We start from the raw sequence: 18,605 nt of genomic DNA, 5'->3' as shown, positions 1-18,605 counted from the left end.
GATGCCTGCATCATCCTCGACCTCCCCCACCCGTGCCGCTGCCCCGGGCGGCACGCGCGGTGAGACCGGCCACTACTCCCTCGTCGTCTCCCGGCGGTGGGGCGACGCGTGGGCGGCCTGCCCGCGCAGCGCCTCGACGGCCCGGCCGGGGTCCTCGGCGCCGTAGACCGCGCTGCCCGCGACGAAGCAGTCCACGCCCGCCTCGGCGGCCTGCTCGACGGTGTCGGTCCCGATCCCGCCGTCGATCTCCACGAGCACGGTGAGGTGCCCGGTGTCGACGAGCCGGCGGGCGGTGCGGACCTTGTCGAGCACCTCGGGCATGAAGCTCTGCCCGCCGAAGCCCGGCTCGACGCTCATGACGAGCAGCGTGTCGTAGTCCCGCAGGACCTCGAGCCAGTCCTCGAGCGGCGTGTTCGGCTTCACCGACAGCCCCGCCCGCGCGCCGGCGGCCCGCAGGTCCTTCGCGATCCGGCGCGGGTCGCGCGCGGCCTCCGCGTGGACGGTGACGTTGTGGGCGCCGGCCTCGGCGTAGGGCGGGGCCCACCGGTCCGGGTCCTCGATCATCAGGTGGCAGTCGAGGGGGATGTCGGTGGCCTGCAGGAGGCTCTCGACGACGGGGAGCCCGATCGTCAGGTTGGGCACGAAGTGGGCGTCCATGACGTCGACGTGCAACCAGTCCGAACCCTCGACGGCCGCCGCCTCGTCGGCCAGCCGGGAGAAGTCGGCCGAGAGGATGCTGGGCGCGATCAGCGGGGCGGGCACGCCGGCCATTGTGGCGCACGGCCTCCGGGGTGCGTCGCCTAGCGCACCCGGCGCAGCGTCGCGCAGTACATGGCGTCGGTGCCGTGGCGGTGCGGCCAGAGCTGGACGCCGGGCCCGTCCGGGACGGCGGCGTCGGGCAGGCCCGGCAGCAGCGCCGCGGTGTCCAGCAGCTCCGCGCCGGTCTTCTCGACGACCGCCCGCACCACCTCCACCGTCTCGGCGGGGTGCGGCGAGCAGGTCGCGTAGGTGACGACGCCGCCCGGGCGCACCCGCTCGAGCCCGTTGAGCAGCAGGCTGCGCTGCAGCTCGGTGAGCTCCTCGACGTCCTCGGCGCGGCGCCGCCAGCGGGCTTCGGGGCGGCGTCGCAGCGCGCCCAGCCCGGTGCAGGGGGCGTCGACGAGCACCCGGTCGTACGCGGCCTCCGGGAGCGCCACCTCGCGGGCGTCACCGGTGTGGACCCGCACCGGCAGGCCCTCGACGGCCTTCTCGACGAGGGCCGCGCGGTGCGGGGCGCGGTCGACGGCGTCGAGCGTGGCGCCCTCGATCGCCGCGAGGGCGCCGAGCATCACGGCCTTCCCGCCGGGGCCGGCGCACAGGTCGAGCCAGAGCTCGTCGCGGCCGGGCCCGTCGTCGCCGCGCAGCTCCGCGCGCGACGCGGCGAGGGCGACGAGCTGGCTGCCCTCGTCCTGCACGACGGCCAGTCCCTCGCGGACCGGCTCCAGCTCGCCGGGGTCGCCGCCCTCGGTGAGGTGCACCCCGTAGGGCGACCACGGTGCCTCGTCGCCGCCGGTGACCGCGGCGAGCTCCTCGGCGCTGATCTCGCCGGGGCGGGCGGCCAGGTGGACCGCCGGCCGGGCGTCGTCGGCGGCGAGGGCGGCGTCGAGCTCGGCCTCGGCCGCCGGGCCCAGGGCGTCGCGGAACACCTCGGCGATCCACCGGGGGTGGGCGTGGACGAAGGCGAGGTGCCCGAGCGGGTCCTGCGCGGCGTCGGGGGCGAGCTCGGCCACCCAGGCGGCCTCGTCGCGCTCGCCCACCCGGCGCAGGACGGCGTTGACGAAGCCGGTCGGCTTCGACCCGGCGCGGGAGCGGACGAGCTCGACGGTGGCCCCGACGGCGGCGTGGGCCGGGATGCGGGTGCGCAGCAGCTGCTGGGTCCCCAGCCGCAGCGCGTCGAGCACGACCCCGTCGAGCCGGTCGAGGGGGCGGTCGACGCAGGCGCCGAGCACGGCGTCGAGCAGGCCCTGGGCGCGGCAGGCGCCGTAGGCGAGGTCGGTGGCCAGGGCGGCGTCGCGGCCGGAGATGCGGCGTTCGCGCAGGAGGCGCGGCAGCGTCAGGTTGGCGTAGGCGTCGTCCTCGCGGACCGCCCGCAGGGTGTCGAGCGCGGCCTCGCGGGCCGGGTCGCCCTGCGGCGGCCGGTCGGGCCCGGAGCGGCCGCGGGGCGGGCCGGTGCGGTGCGGGCGGCCCGGGCGGCGGCGCGGGCCGCGCCCCGAGCGGTGGCCGCCGGGCGGGACGGAGCTGTCGGTCATGCGGCCCCCGTCGCTCCGCTCGCCCCGGTCACGCGAACCGCTCCCCCGGCTTGGGCTGGGCGCCGCGGGTCCAGTCGACGGCGGGCATCGCCGGCTTGCCCGCGGGCTGGACGGTGCCGAGCGCGACCGGCGCGCCCGCGGTCCCCACCAGCACCCGACGCTTCTCGACGCGCAGCTCCCCGGGTGGCAGGTCGTCGAACCCGGTCGTCGTCACGGGCCCGATCTTCACGCGTTGCCCGCGGAACTCGGTCCAGGCCCCCGGCGCGGGGGTCACCGACCGGACCAGCCGGTCGACCGCGAGGGCCGGGTCGGTCCACCGGACCCGGGCGTCGTCCACGGTCACCTTCGGGGCGATCGAGACGCCCTCGGACGGCTGCGGCACCGCACCGAGGGTCCCGTCGGCGATGCCGTCGAGGGTCGCCGCGAGCAGGCCCGCGCCCGACGTGGCGAGCCGCTCGAGCAGCGAGCCCGCCGTGTCGTCGTCGGCGATCTTCTCGGTGACGGTGCCGAACACCGGCCCGGTGTCCATGCCTTCCTCGAGCCGGAACGTGGTGGCCCCGGTGATCTCGTCGCCGGCGCGGATCGCGGCCTGCACCGGCGCGGCGCCCCGCCAGGCCGGCAGCAGCGAGAAGTGCAGGTTGACCCAGCCGTGCTCGGGGATCGCGAGGGCGGCCGGGCGCAGCAGGTTGCCGTAGGCGACGACGGGGCAGCAGTCCGGGCCGATCGCGCGCAGCCGGTCGAGGAACTCCGGGTCGGACGCCTTCGCCGGGGTGAGCACCTCGATCCCGGCCTCGTCGGCGAGCGCCCCGACCGGCGAGCGCTGCAGCGTGCGGCGGCGTCCGGCGGGTGCGTCGGGGCGGGTCACGACGGCGACCACCTCGTGCGCGTCCGCCTCGAGGAGCCGCCGCAGCGACACGACGGCGGGCTCGGGGGTACCGGCGAAGACCAGCCGCATCGCTAGCGGACTCCCCCGAAGAGCGGGTTGACCGGGCCGTGGGTGGGGGCGTGCGGGCTCACCTTGACCCGCGGGGGCGCGGCCGGGTCGAACCACTCGGCCTGCCGGATCTCGGCCATCGCCTGCTTGCGGGTGGCCGGATCGAGCTTGTCGAGGAAGAGCACGCCGTCGAGGTGGTCGGTCTCGTGCTGGATGGCGCGCGCGAGCATCGCGGTGCCCTCGATCTCCTGCGGCTCGCCGTGCAGGTCCCACCCGCGCGCCACCACGTGGTCCCAGCGGCGGCAGTCCCAGCGGAACCCGGGGATCGACAGGCAGCCCTCGGGCCCGACCTGCTCGGTCTCGTCGAGCACCGTCCACTCCGGGTTGACCAGGTGGCCCTCGACGCCGTCGGCGCGGAAGACGAACACGCGCAGCCCGACACCGATCTGGGGTGCGGCGAGCCCGGCGCCGCCCTGCTCGAGCATCGTCTCGTGCAGGTCGTCGACCAGGGTGCGCAGCTCCTTGTCGAACGTCGTCACCTCGGTGGCGCGCTCGCGCAGGACGGGATCTCCGAAGAAGCGGACGGGCTGGACGGTCACGATCGTCGAGTCTACGGAGACGGAGCGGAGCGGAGCTCGACCGTGGGGATCCGGTGAGGCGTCACAGCGGGTCCGCGGGGTCGAGCACCACCCGCACCGGGTCGGTGTCGCGCCGCGCGGAGCGGGTGGCGACGGCGGCCGCGAGGGCGGCGGCGAGCGCCCGGCCGGCCCGGCGGGGCACCCGAACGAGGCAGCGTTCCGCGCGCTCGGTGCGCTCGTCGCCGCCCGGCAGCCGCGTGCCGGGCGGGAGCTCGACCGGCCCGAGCACCTCGGCGTCCGGCTCGCCCTCGCCGGTGTCGGGCAGGTGCAGGACGTCGAGCAGCCCGTGCAGCGCGTCCGGGTCGCCGTCGAGGGCGGCCATCCGCACCGCGGGCGGCAGGCCCAGCTCGGTGCGGGCGTCGAGCTCGGCGCCGGCGTGGGCGGCGGGGTCCCAGCGCACCAGCGCCTGCACCGCCGGGACGCCGGACTCCGCGACCACGACGACCCGCCCGCCGTCGGGAGCCGGGCGCACCAGCGCCGCCGCCGCGAACCACCGCCGGACCGTCTCCTCCGCGGCGCGCAGCTCGGGGCGGGCGAGCAGCGCGGCGCCGTCGAGGAGCAGCGCCGCGCCGTAGCCGCCCTCGGCGACCGGCTCGGCCCCCGGGGTGGCGACGACGAGGGCCGGCGCCGCCGGGACGTCGTCGAGGATCGGGGCGCCGCCGCCGGAGGTGCGCACGACCGTCTGCGGGAAGGCGCGTCCGAGCTCCTCGGAGGTCCGGCCGCTGCCGACGACGGTGGCCCGCAGCCGCGGCGACGCGCACGCCGGGCACCGGTAGGTGGGGTCGGGGCGCCCGCACCAGCGGCAGGTGGGCGGGCTGGGGGTGTCCTCGGTGCCGGCCGGGATGCCGAGGGGGCCGTGGCAGTGCCGGCAGCGGGCCGGCTCGCGGCACCGGGCGCAGGCGACGGCGGGCAGGTAGCCGCGACGCGGGACCTGCACGAGCACGGGCCGGTGGGCCGCGAGCGCCTGGCGGGCGGCCTCGAACGCGACGCCGGGGACGCGGGCCGCGCGGGCGGTCGGGTCGCGCAGGAGCTGGCGGTCGTCCTCGCCGATGGCGGTGACCCGCGGGGCCCGCGCCCGGACGGTGGCCCGTTCGGCGACGACCGGGTGGGCCCACCGGGTCCGGACGAGCACCTCGGCCTCGGCCGTGCGGGTGGTGCCGGCGACGAGGAGCGCGGCGCCGGTGGCGTGGGCGCGGTCGAGCAGGACGTCGCGGGCGTGCGGGTAGGGCGCGCGGGGCTCGGCGTGGCTGTCGTCGCCGTCGTCCCAGATCGCGAGCAGCCCGGGGTCGTGGACCGGGGCGAACGCGGCCGCGCGGGTGCCGATCGCGAGGCGCTTGTGGCCGCGGGCGACGGCCAGCCAGCGCCGGTAGCGCTCGGCGGGGCCGAGGTCGGCGGCGAGCGCGGCCACCTCGTGCTCGCCGAGGACGTCGACGCAGGCCGCGTGGAGCCGGTCGAGGTCGCGCCGGTCGGGGACGACGATCACCGCCCCGTGGCCGGCGCCGATCGCGGCACGGGCGGCCTCGGCCAGGCGGCGGGCCCAGTCCTCCCCCGGCAGGGCCTGCCACACCGCGTGGGCCCCCTGGCGGCGGGCGAGGGCGTCGAGGAAGGCGGGCCCGCGGGGGTAGACCGACCAGCCGGGGTCGTCGTCCCGGGTCCCGCCGGCAGGAGCGGCCTCGTCGGGAACGGCCTCGTCGGGAACGGCCTCGTCGGGAACGGCCTCGTCGTCGGGAGCGGGCTCGGCGGGGGGCGCGGCCTCGTCGGGAGCGGCCTCGTCGGGCGCGGGCTGGTCGGGGCGGCCTGGCGGGGTCTCCTGCTCGACCCGCGCGTGCCGCGGCGGGACGGCCAGCCGGAGCACGTCGGCGAGCGTGCCGGCGTAGCGGTCGGCCACCGTCCGGCAGAGCGCCGCGAGCTCCGGGGAGAGCACCGGCTCGGGTGAGACGACCTTGTCCAGCCAGCCGAGGCGGCCGTCGTGGTCGGAGGTGTCGGCGCGCTCCAGGACGAAGCCGTCGACGGTGCGCCCGGCGAACCGCACCCGGACCCGGGCCCCGACGACCGCGCTCTCGTCGAGCTGGACCGGCACCCGGTAGTCGAAGGTCCGGTCGAGGTGGGGCAGCGAGACGTCGACGGCGACCTTCGCGACCGATCGGCTCGGCGCGGGCAGCCGCTCGTTGTGCTTGGGCCTCTTCGGTGCGGGTGGGGCCTTCGCGGGGGGCGGGTCCTCGGGCATGCCGGGCAGTGCGAGCGCCTCGTGCCCGCCGGTCCCGGCCCTCCCCGTCACGGTCGCCGGTCTACCAGAGGGCGCGGACACCCCGGGCGCGGTCCGGGGATCACCCGCGGCCCGTCATGATCACGAGCACACCCGGCAGCCGAATCGGCACCGGGACCTGCCGGACGTGCCCCTCGCCGGGCGCGGCACCGGCGGCCCACCCCGGCCACATGATCACGAGCACACCAGCCACGCCGCGGGCCGGACGGACCTGCCGGACGTGCCCCTCGCCGTCGTCGGGCGGGCGGGCCGCCGGGATGTCAGGACGGCGCCACCCTGACGTCAGGTGTGAGCATCCGATCGAGCACGCCGATAGGGGACCACGGCTGACCTCACGACGGGGCTTTTCTGCCACTGGACGCCAGCAACGACGCTTCGCTTGCACCCAACGCCGGGGACGACGACGGCCCGACCACCTCCACACCGGAGGCGGCCGGGCCGCGGTCGAGGGACGCCGGGGAGCGTCAGCTGGCGATCGACTTCAGCTGGTCGGCGCGGTTGGTGCGCTCCCAGGGCAGGTCGAGGTCGTCCCGGCCGAAGTGGCCGTAGGCGGCCGTCGGCTGGTAGATCGGGCGCAGCAGCTCGAGGTCGCGCACGATCGCGCCGGGGCGCAGGTCGAACACCTCGCGCATGGCCTTCTCGATCTTGGCCGGGTCGACGTTGGCGGTGCCGAAGGTCTCCAGGAAGACACCCACGGGCTCGGCCTTGCCGATCGCGTAGGCGAGCTGGACCTCGGCGCGCTTGGCGAGCCCGGCGGCGACGACGTTCTTCGCCACCCAGCGGCCGGCGTAGGCGGCCGAGCGGTCGACCTTCGACGGGTCCTTGCCCGAGAAGGCGCCGCCGCCGTGGCGGGCGTAGCCGCCGTAGGTGTCGACGATGATCTTGCGGCCGGTCAGGCCGGCGTCGCCCATGGGGCCGCCGGTGACGAAGCGGCCGGTCGGGTTGACCAGGACGCGGGTGTTCGACGAGTCCAGGTCGATGCCCTCGAGCGTGGGCTCGATGACCTTCGACCGGATGTCGGGGGCCAGCATGTTGTCCAGGTCGATGTCCGCCGCGTGCTGGGTGGACAGGACCACGGTGTCGACCGCGACCGGCTTGTCGTCCTCGTACGCGATGGTGACCTGCGTCTTCCCGTCCGGGCGCAGGTAGGGCAGCGTGCCGTCGCGGCGGACCGCGGTCAGCTTGCGGGCCAGGCGGTGCGCGAGGCCGATCGGCAGCGGCATGAGCTCGGGGGTGTCGGCGTCGGCGTAGCCGAACATGAGGCCCTGGTCGCCGGCGCCCTGCTTCGCGATCTCGTCCTCGGAGCCCTCGACGCGTGCCTCGTGGGCGGTGTCGACACCCTGCGCGATGTCCTTGGACTGCGCGCCGATGGAGATCGAGACGCCGCAGCTCTCGCCGTCGAAGCCCTTGGCGGACGAGTCGTAGCCGATGTCCAGGATGGTCTTGCGGACGACGTCGACGTAGTTGACCCACGCGTTGGTGGTCACCTCGCCGGCCACGTGCACCTGTCCGGTGGTCACCATCGACTCGACGGCGACGCGGCTCTTCGGGTCCTGCGCCAGCAGGGCGTCCAGAATCCCGTCGGAGATGGCGTCACAGATCTTGTCCGGGTGGCCCTCGGTGACGGACTCGGAGGTGAACAAACGCCTAGCGGGCACAATCTCTCCCTGCCTCGACAGTGGGACCTGGCAACCCTAACGGCTCCCGGCGCCCCTGGCAGGGCCCTGACCGGCCCTTTTGCGCAGCCGGTCACATGGCTGTTGCGCTCGGCGACGTCGTGTGGGAAGGGCGTTTCGACGGCGCCCGACCACGGTCCGTGGCCGCACGACCACGCTGCGTTCAGGAGAGCCGGGCGGCGATCGCGTCCCAGACGCGGGCCGCGAGCGCGGCCTTCGACCCCATCGGCAGCTGCACCGAGGACCCGTCGGAGCCGAGCAGCCAGCCCTCGTTGTCCGCCCCCTCGAACGCGGAGTGGCCCCCGCTCCCGCCTGCACCGACGGCGTTGACGACAAGCATGTCGCACCCCTTGCGGGCGAGCTTCTCCCGGCCGAACGAGAGCACGTCGTGCGTCTCGTCCCCGGTCTCCGCGGCGAAGCCCACGACGAGGCGTCCGGGGACCTGCTCGGCCACGAGCTCGGCGAGGATGTCGGGGTTGCGTGTGAGAGGGATCGCGTTCGGCTCCGTATCGCCCTTCTTGATCTTGAAACCGGACACGGCGGCGGGCCGGAAGTCGGCGACGGCGGCGGCCATGACGACCGCGTCGGCGTCCTTGCCGGCGTCGACGACGGCCCGGCGCATCTCCTCCGTGGTCCGCACGTGCACGACCTCCACGGCCGCGGGCGGCTCGAGGTCGGCGGTGGTGCCGGCGACGAGGGTGACGTGCGCGCCGCGCTGCACGGCGACCCGGGCGAGCGCGAAGCCCTGCCGCCCGGACGAGCGGTTGCCGAGGGTGCGCACGGGGTCCAGCGGCTCGGCGGTGCCCCCGGCGGAGACGACGACGTGGCGGCCCTCGAGGTCGCGGGGCAGCGCGCTCGTGTCCTCGAGCAGCAGGCGGGCGAACTCGGCGATCTCGACGGGCTCGGGGAGGCGGCCGGGCCCGGAGTCGGCGCCGGTCAGGCGCCCGGAGGCGGGCTCGAGGACGACGGTGCCGCGGCGGCGCAGGGTGGCGACGTTGTCCCGGGTGGCCGGGTGGTCCCACATCTCGGTGTGCATCGCGGGGACGACGAGCACCGGACATCGCGCCGTGAGCAGCGTCGAGGTGAGCAGGTCGTCGGCCCGGCCGGCGGCCATCCGCGCGAGCAGGTCCGCCGTCGCCGGGGCGCAGACGACGAGGTCGGCCCGGCGGCCGAGCGCGACGTGGGTGACGTCGGGGACGTGCTCGAACACGCCGGACAGCACCTCACGCCCGGAGAGCGCCTCGAAGGTCGCAGCGCCGACGAAGGTCAGCGCGTTGGGGGTGGCCACCACCTGGACGTGGTTGCCGGCCTCGCGCAGCCGCCGCAGCAGCTCGCAGGCCTTGTAGGCGGCGATGCCGCCGGAGACCCCGAGGACGATCTCCTTCGGGGCCGCAGGGCCACCCTCGGACACGGGGGCTATTCGCCCTCGGTGTGCTCGAGCATCCGGCCGTGGATCTCGCGCATGGCGATCGAGAGCGGCTTCTCGCGCGGACCGGGCTCGACGAGCGGGCCGACGTACTCGAGCAGGCCCTCACCGAGCTGCGCGTAGTAGTCGTTGATCTGCCGCGCCCGCTTGGCCGCGTAGATCACCAGCGCGTACTTCGAGCTGACGGTCTCCAGCAGCTCGTCGATCGGCGGGTTGGTGATGCCCTCGGGCACGTCGTGGAAGCCACCGGTGACGCGACTGGTGGAGATGCTCATTCAGCTATTCCTCTTCCTGGGGAACCGGCGCCTCTGGGTCCGACGGCGCCGGCGTGTGCATCACCGCAGGCAGAGGCGTCGGAGGGATGGGCCAAGTCTACCAATCGCCGCGCGGTCTCCCGGACGTCGTGGTTCACCAGCGCCACGTCGAACTCGCGGCGGGCCGCCAGTTCGACGCGGGCCGTGGCCAGCCGGCGCTCGACGACCTCCGCCGGCTCGGTGCCCCGTCCGGTCAGCCGGGAGACCAGCTCCTCCCACGACGGCGGCTCCAGGAAGACCAGCAGCGCGTCCGGCCGGCGCTCGCGCACCGCCCGGGCCCCCGCGAGGTCGAGCTCCAGCAGGACCGGCTCACCCGCCGCGAGGTGGTCCTCGACGGGGGCGGCCGGGGTGCCCGAGCGGTGCAGGCCCCGATGGATCGAGGCCCACTCGAGCATGTCCCCCGCCGCCACCATGCGGTCGAACTCCTCGTCGGAGACGAAGCGGTACTCGCGGCCGTCGACCTCGCCCGGGCGGGCGGCCCGGGTGGTCGCCGAGACGCTGAACCAGAGCGGGGCGTCCGTGCGCCGCAGCTCGGCCACGACGGTGCTCTTCCCCACCCCGGAGGGCCCGGCGAGGACGATCAGCCGACCGCGGCGAGAGGCGGGCTCGGGGCTCACACCATCACTCGCCGTCGAACTCCGCGAGCAGGGCCTTGCGCTGGCGCTCCCCCAGGCCGCGCAGGCGGCGGCTGGGGGCGATCTCCAGCCGCTCCATGATCTGCTGGGCCCGGACCTTGCCGACGCCGGGCAGTGCCTCGAGCAGCGCCGAGACCTTCATCTTGCCCAGCACCTCGTCGGAATCGGCCTGGTCGAGGACGTCACCGAGGGTGGTGCCGCCCCGCTTGAGCCGCTCCTTGAGCTCGGCCCGGGCGCGACGGGCGGCGGCTGCCTTCTCCAGCGCGGCCGCCCGCTGCTCCTCGGTCAGCTCGGGAAGTGCCACGATCTCCTCCGGTTCACGCGGTCGGTGGTGAGGTCTCGCCGAGCCGTCCTCGACCGGCCCACGGGGAGCTGGTCGGGCGGACCTCGTCGCAGGCGAACGTACCGTCTGCGGGGCCGGGACACAGTCCGCGGGTGTCCGGCGTGTGAACGCCGTCGCCCGGGCGGGCGGTCGTCCGGCGCCGGGTCGACGACGAGGCCGGCGTCCGTCGCGCGGACGGCCCACCTCGTCGGCCCGGATGCGCGGCGCCCGGCGGGCCGATGCGCCCCGCGTCGCATGTCATGCGCCGACCGGTCCGGCCGGCAGGTGCAGATCCCGCAGCGAGCCGTTCAGCGCCGCACAGGCCTCGTGCAGCGCATCCGGGTCGGGGCCCGCGGCGAGGACCTCGCGGGAGCTCGACGGGATCACCGGCCCGGCACCGCTCGCGAAGGCCTCCGCGAGATCGGCCGGGGTGGCGCCCTGGGCCCCGAGGCCCGGCACGAGCACGGCGCCGTCGAGCCGGGACAGGTCGAGCCCGTGCGCCCGCCCGGTGGTCCCGGCGGTGGCCCCAACGACGACGCCCGCCACGCCCGGGTGCCGGGCGTTCACCGCGGCGCAGGAGTCGACGACGCTCTGGGCGACCTCCCGCATCCCGCGGTACCCCCCGCCGTCCGCGAGCGCCGACGGGTCGAGGGTCCAGGCCTGGGCGGACTGCACGGCCGGGGCCTCGGGGTTCGAGGTGCGGGCCAGGACGAACACCCCGCGCCCGGTGGCCGCGGCGAGGTCGATCGCCGGGGTGAGCGAGCCGACCCCGAGGTAGGGCGAGAGCGTCACCGCGTCCGCGGCGAGCGGGGAGGTGTCCGCGAGCCAGGCCGACGCGTAGGCGGTCATCGTCGAGCCGATGTCGCCCCGCTTCGCGTCGGCGATCGTGAGCAGGCCCGCGGCCCGGGCGTCGGCGAGCACCCGCTCGAGCGCCCGCACCCCGCCGCTGCCGTGGACCTCGAAGAGCGCCACCTGGGGCTTGACCACCGCGACGTGGCCGGCGAGCGCCGCGACCGCGTCGCGCCCGAAGCGCTCCACGCCCGCGGCGTCGTCCTCGTGCCCCCACCGCGCCAGCAGCCCCGGGTGCGGGTCGATGCCCACGCACAGCGGGCCGTGGTCGGCGACGGCCGCGGTGAGGCGGTCACGGAAGGGCGCCCGGGCCTGGACCCCGCTCACGCCGGGACCGCTCCCGCCGGCTCGACGCCCGACGTCTCCGCCCCCGCCGTCTCGGCGCGGGCCTTGGCCAGGCGCTCGTGCAGCACCTGCAGCGGGGTGACCGCGACGTGCCCGCCGATCACCGACTCGATCGCCTGCACGGCCGCGGCCGCGCCCTGCACCGTCGTCACGCACGGGACGCCGACGTTGAGCGCCGCCGCCCGGATCTCGTAGCCGTCGACGCGGGGACCGGCGTGGCCGACCGGGGTGTTGACGATGAGGTCGACCCCGCCGGCCTGGATCGCGTCGACGATGTTGTCGGGGCCCTCGAAGTGCTTGCGGACCACGCGACAGGGGATGCCGTTGCGCTCGAGGACGCTCGCGGTGCCGGCCGTCGCGAGGATCTCGAACCCGAGGTCGGCGAGCCGCTTCACCGGGAAGATCAGCGACCGCTTGTCCCGGTTGGCCACCGACACGAACACCTTGCCCGAGGTCGGCAGCGGGCCGGACGCGGCCGCCTGGGCCTTCGCGAACGCCGTCGAGAAAGCCACGTCGATGCCCATGACCTCGCCGGTGGACTTCATCTCCGGGCCGAGCAGCGAGTCCACCCCGCGCCCGTCCGGCCGGCGGAACCGGTGGAAGGGCAGCACGGCCTCCTTGACCGCCACGGGGTGCTCGGCGGGCAGGTGCCCGCCGTCGCCCGCCGCCGGCAGGATGCCCTCGCGACGCAGGCCGGAGATCGTCGCGCCGAGCATCACGCGGGCGGCCGCGGAGGCCAACGGGACCCCGGTGGCCTTCGCGACGAACGGGACGGTGCGGCTGGCGCGCGGGTTGGCCTCGAGGACGTAGAGCACGTCGTCCTTGAGCGCGTACTGCACGTTCATCAGCCCCAGCACCCCGAGGCGGCGGGCCAGCGCCACGGTCGACGCGCGCACCGTCTCGATCTCGGAGAGCCCGAGGGTGATCGGCGGCAGCGTGCACGACGAGTCGCCGGAGTGGACGCCGGCCTCCTCGATGTGCTCCATGATCCCGCCGAGGTAGACCTCGCCGGTGGCGTCGCACAGCGCGTCGACGTCGATCTCGATCGCGTCGTCGAGGAAGCGGTCGACGAGGACCGGGTGGTCCGGGGTGACCTCGGTGGCGCGCGCGATGTAGTCCGCGAGCGTCTCGTCGTCGTAGACGATCTCCATGCCGCGCCCGCCGAGCACGTAGGAGGGCCGGACGAGCACCGGGTAGCCGACCGTCGCGGCGATCTCGCGGGCCCCGTCGAAGCTGGTGGCCGTGCCGTAGGGCGGCGCGGGCAGCCCGGCGTCGGCCAGGACCTGCCCGAAGGCGCCCCGCTCCTCGGCGAGGTCGATCGCGGCGGGCGGGGTGCCGACGATGGGGACCCCGGCGGCCTCGAGCGCGGCGGCGAGCTTGAGCGGGGTCTGGCCGCCGAGCTGGACCACCACGCCCGCGAGGCCCGCGGTGCGGGTGCCGTCCGGGTGCCGGACGCTGTCGCCTCCCCCGGACAGCCGCTCCGCGTGGACCACCTCGAGCACGTCCTCCTCGGTGAGCGGCTCGAAGTACAGCCGGTCGGCGGTGTCGTAGTCGGTGGACACCGTCTCGGGGTTGCAGTTGAGCATCACGGACTCGAACCCGGCGGCGCGCAGGCTCCGGGCCGCGTGGACGCAGGAGTAGTCGAACTCGATGCCCTGCCCGATCCGGTTCGGCCCGGAGCCCAGGATGATGACCTTGGGCCGCTCGGTCTGCGGGGCGATCTCGGACTCCGCCGCGGGGTCCGACTCGTAGGCCGAGTAGTGGTAGGGCGTGCGCGCCTCGAACTCGGCGGCGCAGGTGTCGACGGTCTTGTAGACCGGCCGGACGCCGAGGCGGTGGCGCAGCGCGCGCACCCCCGCCTCACCGGCGAGCTCCGGGCGGACGCCGGCGATCTGGAGGTCCGAGAGGCCGGCCCGCTTGGCCCGGCGCAGCAGCAGCGCGTCGAGCACCGGCGCGTCGGCGATCTCGCGGCGCAGCTCGACGAGGCCTTCGATCTGCTCGACGAACCAGGGGTCGATCCCCGAGGCCTCGCTGACCTGGGCGACAGTGTTGCCGCACCGCAGCGCCCGCTCGACGGCGTACAGCCGGCCGTCGCGCGGTAGCGACGCGAGGTGCAGCGCGTCGGCCGCCGTCAGGCCCTCCGGGTCCGGCCGGGTGCCGAAGGACGCGTCCGCCGTCTCGGTGGAGCGCAGCGCCTTGTTCAGCGCCTCCGGGAACGAGCGGCCGAGCGCCATCGCCTCGCCGACCGACTTCATCGTCGTCGTCAGCGTGGGGTCGGCGCCCGGGAACTTCTCGAACGCGAACCGCGGGACCTTGACCACGACGTAGTCCAGCGTCGGCTCGAAGCTCGCCGGGGTCTCGCCGGTGATGTCGTTGGAGATCTCGTCGAGGGTGTAGCCGACGGCGAGCCGGGCGGCGATCTTCGCGATCGGGAAACCGGTGGCCTTCGAGGCCAGCGCGCTCGACCGGGAGACCCGCGGGTTCATCTCGATGACGACCAGGCGGCCGCTCTCCGGGTGCACCGCGAACTGGATGTTGCAGCCGCCGGTCTCGACGCCGACCTCGCGCAGCACGGCGATGCCGGTGTCGCGCATGACCTGGTACTCGCGGTCGGTCAGCGTCATCGCCGGGGCGACGGTCACCGAGTCGCCGGTGTGGACGCCCATCGGGTCGACGTTCTCGATCGAGCAGACCACGACGACGTTGTCCTTGCCGTCGCGCATCAGCTCGAGCTCGTACTCCTTCCAGCCGAGCACCGACTCCTCGATGAGCACCTCGTGCACGGGGCTGGCGGCGAGCCCGGTGCCGGCGAGGCGCTCGAGCTCCTCGTCGGTGTAGGCCAGTCCGGAGCCCAGGCCGCCCATGGTGAAGCTCGGCCGGATGACGACGGGCAGCCCGACCTCGGCGACCGTGGCCTTCACCTCGGCCATCGAGTGGCAGACCTCGGAGCGGGGGACGTCGCCGCCGAGCGAGCGGACGATCTCCTTGAACTTCAACCGGTCCTCGCCGCGCTGGATGGCGTCGACGTCGGCGCCGATCAGCTCGACGCCGTAGCGCTCGAGGACACCCGCGTCGTGCAGCGCGATCGCGGTGTTCAGCGCGGTCTGGCCGCCGAGGGTGGCGAGCAGCGCGTCCGGGCGCTCGGCCTCGATGACCTTCGTGACGTGCTCGACGGTGATCGGCTCGACGTAGGTCGCGTCGGCGTACTCCGGGTCGGTCATGATCGTCGCCGGGTTGGAATTGACGAGGCTGACCCGCAGGCCCTCCTCGCGCAGCACCCGGCAGGCCTGGGTGCCGGAGTAGTCGAACTCCGCGGCCTGCCCGATGACGATCGGGCCGGAGCCGATGACCAGGACGTGGTGGATGTCGTCGCGGCGCGGCATCTGCTCAGCGCCCTCCCATCAGGGTGGCGAAGCGGTCGAACAGGTCGGCGGCGTCGTGGGGTCCGGCGGCCGCCTCGGGGTGGTACTGCACGGAGAACGCCGGGACGTCGCTGCAGGTCAGGCCCTCGACGACGTCGTCGTTGGGGCAGCCGTGCGAGAGGTGGACGTCGCCGTGCGGGGAGTCGACGTGCTCGCCCGGCGTCCCCGCGACCGCGAACCCGTGGTTCTGGCTCGTGATCGCCACCGTGCCCGTGGTGTGGTCGACGACCGGGACGTTGAGGCCCCGGTGCCCGTAGCGCAGCTTGAAGGTGCCGAGCCCGAGGGCACGGCCGAGGATCTGGTTGCCGAAGCAGATGCCGAACAGCGGCACGCCGCGGCGCAGGACCTCGGCGGTCAGCGCCACCGCGTGCTCGGCGGTGGCCGGGTCCCCGGGGCCGTTGGAGAGGAACACCCCGTCGGGCGAGCCGTCGAGCAGTTCGTCGATCGTCGCGGTGCTGGGCAGCACCCGGGTCTCGATGCCGCGGGCGGCGAGCATCCGGGGCGTGTTCGCCTTGATCCCGAGGTCCAGCGCGGCGACCGAGAAGCGCCGCTCCCCGTCGGCGGGCACCACGTAGGGCTCGCGGGTGGTGACGGCCCCGGCGAGGTCGGCCCCCGTCATCGGCGGGCTGGCGCGGACCGCGTCGAGCATCTCGGCCGCGGTGCCCAGCGCGTCGCCGGAGAAAAGGCCCGCGCGCATCGAGCCCGACTCGCGCAGCCGCCGGGTGATCGCGCGGGTGTCGACGCCGGACACCCCGACGACGCCCTGGCGCTCGAGCTCCTCGCCCAGACCGCGGCGGGAGCGCCAGTTGGAGGGCAGCCGCGCCGGGTCGCGCACCACGTACCCGGCGACCTGGATGCGCGCGGACTCGTCGTCCTCGTCGTTCCAGCCGGTGTTGCCGATGTGCGGCGCGGTGGAGACGACGATCTGGCGGTGGTAGCTCGGGTCGGTGAGGGTCTCCTGATAACCGGTCATCCCGGTGGTGAACACGGCCTCCCCGAGCGTGCGCCCGCGCGCCCCGAACGGCTCGCCGCGGTGGACCGTCCCGTCCTCCAGCACCAGCAACGCCTCGCCCACCCCGGCGCCCGCTCCGCTGTCGGCGTGCGCCCCTGGATGCTTCGTGTCGCGCCCGTTCACTGCCCGACCTTCCCGTCTCGAACCGTCCATCGTCCCCGCAGCATGGTGTGGACCACCGACACCGGCAGCTCCATGCCCTCGTACGGGGTGTTGTCCGCGATGCTCGCGAGCCCCGCGCCGCGCACCGTCCACCGCGCCGCGGGGTCGACGAGCACCAGGTTCGCCGGCTCCCCGGGCGCGATCGGCCGGCCCTGGTCGGGCAGGCCCGCGATCCGTGCGGGCGCCTCGCTGCACACGCGCGCGACCCCGCGCCAGTCCAGGAGACCCCCCTCGACCATGGTGGCCCCGACGACCGACAACGCGGTCTGCAGACCGAGCATCCCGGGGCGTGCGTTCGACCACTCGCAGTCCTTGGCCTCGACGGCGTGGGGGGCGTGGTCGGTGGCGACGCAGTCCACGACGCCCTCGGCCAGCGCCCGGCGCAGCGCCCGGGTGTCGGCCTCCGGGCGCAGCGGCGGGTTGACCTTGTGCACCGGGTCGTAGTCCTCGGCCGCGGTGTCGGTGAGCAGCAGGTGGTGCGGCGTCACCTCGGCGGAGAGCACGAAGCCGCGTCGCTGGGTCGAGCTCCGCTCCGCTCCGTCTCCCGCCCGCGCACCGAGACTCGCCCGCGCCCACCGCAGGACCTCCACCGAGCCCGCCGTCGAGAGGTGGCAGACGTGCAGGCGCGCGCCCGCCGCGGCGGCGAGCATCGCGTCGCGGGCGACGATCGACTCCTCCGCGGTCGCGGGCCAGCCGGTCAGGCCCAGCCGGGCGGCGACCGGGCCCTCGTGGGCCTGCGCGCCGACGGTCAGCCGGTGGTCCTCGGCGTGCTGGGCGACCACGGCGTCCAGCGAGCGGGCGTACTCGAGCGCCCGCCGCATGACCAGCGGGTCGTTCACGCACCGGCCGTCGTCGGAGAACACCCGCACCCCGGCGGCCGAGGCGGCCATCATCCCCATCTCGGCGAGGCGCTCCCCGCCGAGCCCGACGGTGACCGCGCCGACCGGGTGGACGTCGACCAGCCCGACCTCGCGGCCGCGGCGCCACACGTGCTCGACGACGACGGGCGAGTCCTGGGTGGGGTCGGTGTTCGGCATCGCGAACACCGCGGTGTAGCCGCCGAGCGCGGCCGCGGCCGAGCCCGTGGCGATCGTCTCGGCCTCCTCCCCACCGGGTTCGCGCAGGTGGGTGTGGAGGTCGACCAGGCCCGGGAGGGCGATCAGGCCGTCGGCGTCGACGGTCTCGTCGGGGTCGTCGAGGTGATCGACGAGCCGGCCGTCGGCGACGTGGAGGTCCGTCGGGTCCTCGCCGTAGGGCCGGACGTTCCTGATCAGCGTGCTGCGTCCCCGGGTCGAGCTCCGCTGCGCTGCGTCTCCCGTCATGCCACGTCCTCCCCCGCGAGCAGGTGGTACAGGACCGCCATCCGCACGTGCACCCCGGCGGTGACCTGCTCGGCGATCGCGGCGCGGTCGGAGTCGGCCACCGAGCTGGCGATCTCCATGCCGCGCACCGCCGGGCCGGGGTGCAGGACGACGGTGTGGTCGGGCAGCGTGTCGGCGCGGCGCTGCGAGAGCCCGAAGCGCACCGCGTACTCGCGGGCCGACGGGAAGAAGGCGCCGTGCATCCGCTCGGCCTGGACCCGCAGCATCATCACCGCGTCGGGCCCCGTGGCGAGGTGGGCGTCGAGGTCGTGGGTGATCGACACCGGCCAGGCCTCGACGCCCGGGGGCAGCAGCGTCGGCGGGGACACCAGCGTCACCTCGGCACCGAGGGTCGCGAGCAGGTGGGCGTTGGAGCGCGCCACCCGGCTGTGCAGGACGTCCCCGACGATCGCGACCCGGCGCCCGTCGAGGTCCGGGCCGAGGCGCCGGCGCAGGGTCGCGGCGTCGAGCAGGGCCTGGGTGGGGTGCTCGTGGGTGCCGTCGCCCGCGTTGACCACCGCGACGTGCCCGTCGGTGTGGGAGTGGCCCACCTCGTCGAGCCACCCCGCGATCCGGTGCGGCGCCCCGGAGGCCGGGTGCCGGACGACGATCGCGTCGGCGCCGGCGGCGGCGAGGGTCGCGGCGGTGTCCCGCAGCGACTCGCCCTTGCCGACGCTCGAGCCGGAGGCGCTGACGTTGATGGTGTCCGCGCTCATCCACTTGCCGGCGACCTCGAACGACACCCGCGTGCGCGTCGAGTTCTCGTAGAACAGGGTCACGACGGTCCGCCCGCGCAGCGTCGGGAGCTTGCGCACCGCCCGCCCGGTGAGGGCCTGCTCCATGTTCGCCGCCGTCGCGAGCAGGGCGTCCGCCTGGTCGCGGCGCAGGTGCTCGGTGGAGAGCAGGTGGCGCAGGCCGATCGGGGACCCGTCGGGGCCCTGCCCGTCGTCGTGGG

Annotated in this window: 15 protein-coding genes; all 15 read right to left on the bottom strand. The window is 75.5% G+C overall.

Translation table 11 applies throughout. From position 1 onward, the window contains the following. Positions 1–72: 72 nt before the first annotated feature. Positions 73–771 (bottom strand): ribulose-phosphate 3-epimerase, encoded by a 699-nt coding sequence (gene rpe, locus HH311_RS07705; protein ID WP_169183022.1) that lies wholly within the window; start codon positions 769–771, stop codon positions 73–75. 29 nt (positions 772–800) lie between these two features. Continuing rightward, positions 801–2,288: an RsmB/NOP family class I SAM-dependent RNA methyltransferase gene (locus HH311_RS07700; RefSeq protein ID WP_169183021.1), complete on the bottom strand. Its 1,488-nt coding sequence runs from the start codon at positions 2,286–2,288 to the stop codon at positions 801–803. Positions 2,289–2,316: 28 nt separating this feature from the next. Continuing rightward, positions 2,317–3,243, bottom strand: coding sequence for a methionyl-tRNA formyltransferase (gene fmt, locus HH311_RS07695; protein WP_169183020.1), 927 nt, complete (start codon positions 3,241–3,243; stop codon positions 2,317–2,319). A gap of 2 nt (positions 3,244–3,245) precedes the next feature. Continuing rightward, positions 3,246–3,821, bottom strand: coding sequence for a peptide deformylase (gene def, locus HH311_RS07690; protein WP_169183019.1), 576 nt, complete (start codon positions 3,819–3,821; stop codon positions 3,246–3,248). Between the two features lie 61 nt (positions 3,822–3,882). Then, positions 3,883–6,087 carry a primosomal protein N' gene (locus tag HH311_RS07685; RefSeq protein WP_169183123.1) on the bottom strand — a complete coding sequence of 735 codons (2,205 nt, stop codon included), beginning with the start codon at positions 6,085–6,087 and terminating at the stop codon, positions 3,883–3,885. A gap of 503 nt (positions 6,088–6,590) precedes the next feature. Further along, positions 6,591–7,769 (bottom strand): methionine adenosyltransferase, encoded by a 1,179-nt coding sequence (gene metK, locus HH311_RS07680; protein WP_211189776.1) that lies wholly within the window; start codon positions 7,767–7,769, stop codon positions 6,591–6,593. 196 nt (positions 7,770–7,965) lie between these two features. After that, positions 7,966–9,213 carry a bifunctional phosphopantothenoylcysteine decarboxylase/phosphopantothenate--cysteine ligase CoaBC gene (gene coaBC, locus HH311_RS07675; RefSeq protein ID WP_169183018.1) on the bottom strand — a complete coding sequence of 416 codons (1,248 nt, stop codon included), beginning with the start codon at positions 9,211–9,213 and terminating at the stop codon, positions 7,966–7,968. A gap of 5 nt (positions 9,214–9,218) precedes the next feature. Continuing rightward, positions 9,219–9,503 (bottom strand): DNA-directed RNA polymerase subunit omega, encoded by a 285-nt coding sequence (gene rpoZ, locus HH311_RS07670; protein ID WP_169183017.1) that lies wholly within the window; start codon positions 9,501–9,503, stop codon positions 9,219–9,221. Then, positions 9,500–10,159: a guanylate kinase gene (gene gmk, locus HH311_RS07665; RefSeq protein ID WP_169183016.1), complete on the bottom strand. Its 660-nt coding sequence runs from the start codon at positions 10,157–10,159 to the stop codon at positions 9,500–9,502. The genes rpoZ and gmk overlap by 4 nt, the downstream gene beginning before the upstream one ends. Positions 10,160–10,163: 4 nt before the next feature. Next, positions 10,164–10,481 (bottom strand): integration host factor, actinobacterial type, encoded by a 318-nt coding sequence (gene mihF / locus HH311_RS07660; RefSeq protein ID WP_169183015.1) that lies wholly within the window; start codon positions 10,479–10,481, stop codon positions 10,164–10,166. A gap of 276 nt (positions 10,482–10,757) precedes the next feature. Continuing rightward, positions 10,758–11,675 (bottom strand): orotidine-5'-phosphate decarboxylase, encoded by a 918-nt coding sequence (gene pyrF / locus HH311_RS07655; RefSeq protein WP_169183014.1) that lies wholly within the window; start codon positions 11,673–11,675, stop codon positions 10,758–10,760. After that, the gene (carB, locus tag HH311_RS07650) at positions 11,672–15,076 is read right to left on the bottom strand and encodes a carbamoyl-phosphate synthase large subunit (protein WP_169183013.1); all 3,405 of its coding nucleotides are present in this window, start codon (positions 15,074–15,076) and stop codon (positions 11,672–11,674) included. Before carB ends, pyrF begins: the two co-directional genes overlap by 4 nt. A gap of 4 nt (positions 15,077–15,080) precedes the next feature. Further along, positions 15,081–16,190, bottom strand: a complete 1,110-nt coding sequence (gene carA / locus HH311_RS07645) for a glutamine-hydrolyzing carbamoyl-phosphate synthase small subunit (RefSeq protein ID WP_312030003.1) — start codon at positions 16,188–16,190, stop codon at positions 15,081–15,083. Between the two features lie 56 nt (positions 16,191–16,246). After that, positions 16,247–17,611, bottom strand: a complete 1,365-nt coding sequence (locus HH311_RS07640; protein ID WP_169183011.1) for a dihydroorotase — start codon at positions 17,609–17,611, stop codon at positions 16,247–16,249. Continuing rightward, on the bottom strand, positions 17,608–18,564 hold the full coding sequence (locus HH311_RS07635; protein WP_169183121.1) for an aspartate carbamoyltransferase catalytic subunit: 957 nt from the start codon (positions 18,562–18,564) through the stop codon (positions 17,608–17,610). The genes HH311_RS07640 and HH311_RS07635 overlap by 4 nt, the downstream gene beginning before the upstream one ends. Between the last annotated feature and the right edge of the window lie 41 nt (positions 18,565–18,605).

The organism is Actinomycetospora sp. TBRC 11914, from assembly GCF_012933465.1.
Classification (GTDB): Bacteria; Actinomycetota; Actinomycetes; order Mycobacteriales; family Pseudonocardiaceae; genus Actinomycetospora.
This window is presented reverse-complemented; position numbering and strand designations above follow the sequence as displayed.